Here is a 662-nt window from a genome sequence, read left to right on the forward strand (position 1 = left end):
GAAATTTCCTGGCCGGCGCCGGCAACGCCGATGACCACGGATTTGCCCCAGCCGCGATGCGATGCCTCAAGCGCCTGGCGCATGACCCTGGTATTGCCGGTGCAGTCGAATGTGTAGTCAGCGCCGCCGATCTGATCGGCCCCACGCTTGGTCATGTTGACGAGATAGGGAACGATGTCGTCGCCGACTTCCTTCGGGTTGACGAAATGGGTCATGCCGAAGCGCTCGCCCCAGGCCTTCTTGTCGTTGTTGAGATCAACGCCGATGATCATGTCGGCGCCGGCAAGCTGCAGGCCCTGGATGACGTTCAAACCGATGCCGCCGAGACCGAAGACGATCGCCGTCGCGCCCATTTCGACTTTGGCGGTGTTGATGACGGCGCCGATGCCGGTCGTCACGCCGCAGCCGATATAGCAGATCTTGTCGAAGGGGGCGTCGGGGTTGACCTTGGCGACCGCGATCTCAGGGAGGACCGTGTAGTTGGCGAACGTCGAGCAGCCCATGTAATGATGGATCTTGTCCTTGCCGATCGAAAAGCGCGACGTGCCGTCGGGCATGACGCCCTGGCCCTGGGTCGAGCGGATCGCGGTGCAGAGGTTCGTCTTGCGCGAGAGGCAAGAGGGGCATTGGCGGCATTCCGGCGTATAGAGCGGGATGACGTG

General features: G+C 62.4%; 1 protein-coding gene. It reads right to left on the minus strand.

The window, feature by feature from the left end; translation table 11 throughout:
• Positions 1-662, minus strand: a 662-nt coding sequence (locus CPY51_RS29490; RefSeq protein WP_146260192.1) for a zinc-binding dehydrogenase, incomplete at both ends; no start/stop codon positions are given.

Origin of the sequence: Arminella tubonensis (assembly GCF_003240585.1) — a bacterium.
Lineage (GTDB): Bacteria > Pseudomonadota > Alphaproteobacteria > Rhizobiales > Rhizobiaceae > Rhizobium > Rhizobium tubonense.